At 69.6% G+C, this 5,144-nt stretch carries 1 protein-coding gene; it reads left to right on the forward strand.

The window, feature by feature from the left end:
• The coding region (locus QMK28_RS33545; RefSeq protein WP_326443472.1) for a non-ribosomal peptide synthetase at nt 1-5,144 on the forward strand (5,144 nt) is incomplete at both ends.

Consider the following 5,144-nt stretch of genomic DNA (forward strand, 5'->3'; position numbering starts at 1 on the left):
ACGTGGCCGGTCCTGGTCTGGCCCGCGGCTACAACGGCCGTCCGGACCTGACCGCCGAACGCTTCGTGGCCTGCCCGTTCGTACCCGGCGCACGGATGTACCGTTCGGGCGACCTGGCCCGCTGGACCGCTGAGGGGCAGTTGGAGTTCGCCGGCCGCGCGGACGACCAGGTCAAGATCCGCGGCTTCCGCGTCGAGCCCGGCGAGGTCGAATCCGCCCTCGCCTCCCACCCCGACGTCGGCCAGGCCGCAGTCGTGGTCCGCGAAGACCGGCCCGGCGAGAAGCGCCTGATCGCGTATGTCGTTCCTGCGGTCGCTGCCGAGCTTGACAGCACAGGGTTGCGAGCCTTCGCCGGTTCTCACCTGCCGGAGTACATGGTTCCTGCCGCGGTGGTGGTGCTGGAGGCACTACCGCTCACCGCCAACGGCAAGCTTGACCGGAGCGCCTTGCCCGCCCCCGAGCCGGAGAACCACACCGGGGGTCGTGCTCCTGAGACGCCTGTCGAGGCGTTGTTGTGTGGGTTGTTTGGTGAGGTGTTGGGTCTGGAGCGGGTGGGGGTCGAGGACGGCTTCTTTGCGCTGGGTGGGGACTCGATCATGTCGATGTTGTTGGTGTCGAATGCGCGGCGGGCGGGGTTGGTGATCAGTTCTCGTCAGGTGTTCGAGCGGCGGACGCCGGGGGGTCTGGCGGTTGTGGCGGTCGCGGCGGATGGCGTGGTGGTCGGCGGCGGGGTTTCCGGCGTTGGTGAGGTGCCGCTGACTCCGGTGATGCGTGAGCTGTTGGAACGGGTCGGCCAGGAGGAAGCGGGCCGGGTTGTCCAGTCGAGTGTGGTGGTTGCTCCGGCTGGTATGGACTTGGCGATCTTGGTGGGTGCGGTGCAGGTGGTGATGGATCAGCACGATGTGCTGCGGGCGCGGTTGGAGGGTGGTCCGGGGCCGCGGTTGGTGGTGCCCGAGGTGGGGTCGGTTTCCGTCGGGGCGTGGGTGCGTCGGGTGGATGCAGCTGGTGTGGAGGGTGAGGACCTGCGTCGTTTCGTAAATGAGCAGGTGCGGTTGGCGGTGGGGAGGTTGGATCCGCGGGCCGGTGTGATGCTGCAAGTGGTGTGGCTCGATGCGGGGCCGGACGTGCTGGGGCGGCTGTTGATGGTGGTCAGTCACCTGGTGGTGGACACGGTGTCCTGGCAGGCGTTGCTGCCCGATCTGTCGGATGCGTATGAGGCGTTGGCTGCGGGCAGGGCCGCATCGTTGGCTCCGGTTTCGACGTCGTTCCGGCATTGGGCGGGTGAGGTGTCGGTGCAGGCCGGCGGTGGGGAGCGGCTGGCGGAGCTGCCGCGGTGGGCTGCCGTGCTGCGGGGTTCTGATCCGTTGCTGACTACGTTGCCGGTGGAGGTGGGCCGGGATGTGGGCGCCACGGTGCGGGAGGTTTCGGTGACCGTTCCCGCCGAGGTCACCGCGGCTCTGCTGACCGGTGTGCCGGCCGCCTTCCACGCCGGGGTCGATGATGTGTTGCTGTCGGGGTTGGCCGCTGCGGTCGCGGCGTGGAAGGGCGCGGAGGTCGCGGGCGGGTTCCTGGTGGATGTGGAGGGTCATGGCCGGGTGTCGTTGAGCGGGGAGGTGGATCTTTCCCGCACGGTGGGCTGGTTCACCAGCGTGCATCCGGTCCGCCTCGATGCCGGACCGGCCGACATCGGCGAGGTGCGGGCGGGGGGTGCGGCTGCGGGGCGGGTGGTGAAGCGGGTCAAGGAGCAACTGCGGGCGGTCCCGGGGGACGGGCTGGGCTACGGCATGCTGCGCTACCTCAACCCCGAGACCAGTTACACACTCGCTGCCCTGCCGTCCGCGCAGATCGGCTTCAACTACCTCGGTCGCGTCCCTGACATCGCAGCGGACGGCTCCCGGACGATGCGGGAGTGGGTGCCGACCGGTGAGGTCGGGCCCGGCGCGGGCACGCCTGGACAGTTCCCGGTGATGCATGCCCTGGAGGTTCTGGGTATGGTCCACGACGTGCCCGGGGGTCCGGAGCTGACGCTGAGCCTGGTCTGGCCGGAGCGGATTCTGGATGAGGCGGAGGTGCAGGCCCTGCTCGATGGCTGGGCGGCGATGCTGGCCGGATTCGCGGCTCACGCCTCCCGCCCCGGCAGCGGGGGGCACACGCCTTCCGACTTCCCCCTTGTGGAGCTGGAGCAGCCGCAGGTCGAGGAACTGGAGGCAGCGGCACCGCAGTTGGTGGAGGTGCTGCCGGTCTCGCCATTGCAGGAGGGCCTGCTCTTCCACGCCCTGTTCGACGAACAAGGCACAGATGTCTACGTCGAACAGATGGTCCTCACTCTTGAGGGACCGTTGGATACGGCAGTACTGCGGGCGTCCTGGCAGGCGTTGCTGGATCGGCACGTGACGTTGCGTGCGGGTTTCCGGCAGTTGCCCGGGATGCGGCAGCCCGTTCAGGTGATCGCCCGCGAGGTGAATCTTCCCTGGCGGGAGGAGGATCTGTCGGGGCTGGACGGGGAAGCCGCGTGGGCGGAGTCGGAGCGGATCGGGGTCGAGGAGCGTGCCCGGCGCTTCGATCTGGCGCAGCCGCCGCTGCTGAAAGTGTTGCTGGTCAAGGTCGGGCCAGACCGCTACCGCATGATGGTGACGCTGCATCACATTTTGTTGGATGGTTGGTCGTTGCCGATTCTGATGCGTGAGTTGTGGGCCTGCTACGCGGCGGGCGGCAGTGCGGGTGGTCTGCCCCCAGTGGCGCCGTATCGCGATTACCTGGCCTGGTTGTCCCGTCAGGACAAGCAAGCCGCCCGCGAGGCGTGGCAGCAGGCGCTGGCCGGGGCGGAGGAACCGACCCTCGTCGCACCGATCGAGCCGGACCCGGAGACGACGTCCGGTTCCGTATCCCGCGAGACGGGCGCGGAGCTGGCAGGGGCGCTCAACGGCCTGGCCCGTGATCACGGGTTGACGTTGAACACGGTGGTGCAGGCTGCTTGGGCTGTGGTGGTCGGGCAGTTGGTGGGGCGTCGTGATGTGGTGTTCGGTGCGACGGTGGCGGGGCGGCCGGCGGATCTGCCGGGCATGGAGGACATGCTGGGGTTGTTCATCAACACCGTTCCTGTGCGGGTGAGTTTCGATCCGGCGCAGACGATCGCCGAGCTGCTGACCGGGTTGCAGGCCCAGCAGTCGGCGCTGCTGGACCACCAGCACCTGGGACTCACGGAAATCCAGCGGCTGGCCGGCCCCGGCGCGACCTTCGACACCTTGATGGCGTACGAGAACTTCCCCTCGGGCGCGAACGGACCCAAACCGTCGGGTGCGGAATCGCAGGAGTTCGGCTCCGGTGGTGTGAGGGTCACCGAGGCCGGGACACGGGAGTCGGTCAACTATCCGCTGTGGTTGGTGGTGGATCCGATCGGCGGGCTGCGGATGCGGCTGACGTACCGGTCGGACGTTCTTGACGCGGGGGCGGCCGAGGCGCTGGTCGGCCGGCTGCTGCGGTTGCTTGAGCAGATGACGGCCGATCCGCAGACGAGGGTGGGCCGGATCGGCGTCCTCGACGATGCCGAGCGGTCGCGGGTGGTACGGGAATGGAACGACACCGCTCGTCCGACCGCCTCGGGTTCGCTGCCGGAGCTGTTCGAGGCGCAGGCGGGACGTTCGCCGGAGGCCGTCGCGGTGGTCGACGGGAGCCGGGAGTGGTCGTACGCCGAGCTGAATCAGCTTGCCGATCGGGTGGCCTGCGGACTGATCGCCCGCGGTGTGAGGCGCGGGCACCAGGTCGGCGTGGTGATGGAGCGTTCGGCCGATGTGGTGGCGGTGCTGCTGGGCGTGGCCAAGGCGGGAGCCGGATATGTGCCGGTGAGCCCGGACTGGCCTGCGTTGCGGTCGCGGCTGGTGCTGGAAGGGGCCGCGCTGATCGTGGCGGACCGGGAGCTGACCGACCAGCCGGCCGATGTGGTGCCGGCGCAAGAGCTTCTCGCCGGAGCCGACGGCGTTCCGGGTGTCGGAGTGGCGCCGGACGATGTGGCGTACGTGATGTACACGTCCGGCTCGACGGGTGTGCCGAAGGGGGTGGAGGTCACACATGGCGATGTGACGGCGTTGGCCCGGGACAGCCGGTTCGCGCGGGGGCACGAGTGCGTTCTGGCGCACTCGCCGCAGACGTTCGACGCGTCGACGTATGAGCTGTGGGTGCCGTTGCTGTCCAGTGGCCGAGTGGTGATCGCCCCGGCCGGCGTGTTGACCGCGGGGCTGCTGCGAGAACTCGTCGGCCGGTACGGGATTTCCGCGATGTGGCTGACGGCCGCGCTGTTCCACGTGTTCGCACAGGACGATCCGGGGTGCCTGAGCGACCTGCGCGAGGTGTGGACCGGTGGAGATGCCGTACAGGCGGAGGCGGTGCGCCGGGTGCGGGAGGCGTGCCCGCGTCTGGTGGTCGTGGATGGATACGGGCCGACCGAGACGACGACTTTCGCGACCTCCTTCCGGATGGATCCGGCCGTGGAGGTGCCGGGTTCGGTGCCCATCGGCAAGCCGTTGGACAACATGCGGGTGTACGTCCTGGACGAGTTCCTGCGGCCGCTTCCCCCAGGTCTGCCCGGGGAGCTGTATATCGCCGGTGCCGGTCTGGCGCGCGGTTATGCCGGCCGGCCGGGACTGACCGCGGAGCGGTTCGTGGCCTGCCCGTTCGGTGCCGGCTCCGGCGAGCGGATGTACCGCACCGGAGACGTGGTGCGTTGGACCGACGCGGGTGAGCTGATTTTCGTCGGTCGGGCGGACGCGCAGGTGAAGCTGCGCGGGTACCGGGTCGAGCCGGGCGAGATCGAGGCGGTACTGGCCGATCACCCGGACGTCGGTCAGGCCGCGGTGGTGGTACGGGAGGACCGCCCCGGTGAGAAGCGCCTGGTCGGCTACGTCGTGCCCGATGGACAGGCGCTGGACGGACAGGTGCTGGACGGGCAACTGGTACGCGCGTACGTGGCCGCGGTGCTGCCCGAGCACATGGTGCCGGCGGTGGTACTGGTGCTGGACGCGCTGCCGGTGACGGTGAACGGGAAGGTGGACCGGGCCGCGCTGCCGGCGCCGGACTTCGAGGGGCTGGTTTCCGCGCGTGAGCCGCGGACGGGGGCGGAGACGGCCCTGTGCGTGCTGTTCGCCGGG

Origin of the sequence: Streptomyces sp. H27-D2, from assembly GCF_035828615.1 — a bacterium.
Classification (GTDB): domain Bacteria; phylum Actinomycetota; class Actinomycetes; order Streptomycetales; family Streptomycetaceae; genus Streptomyces.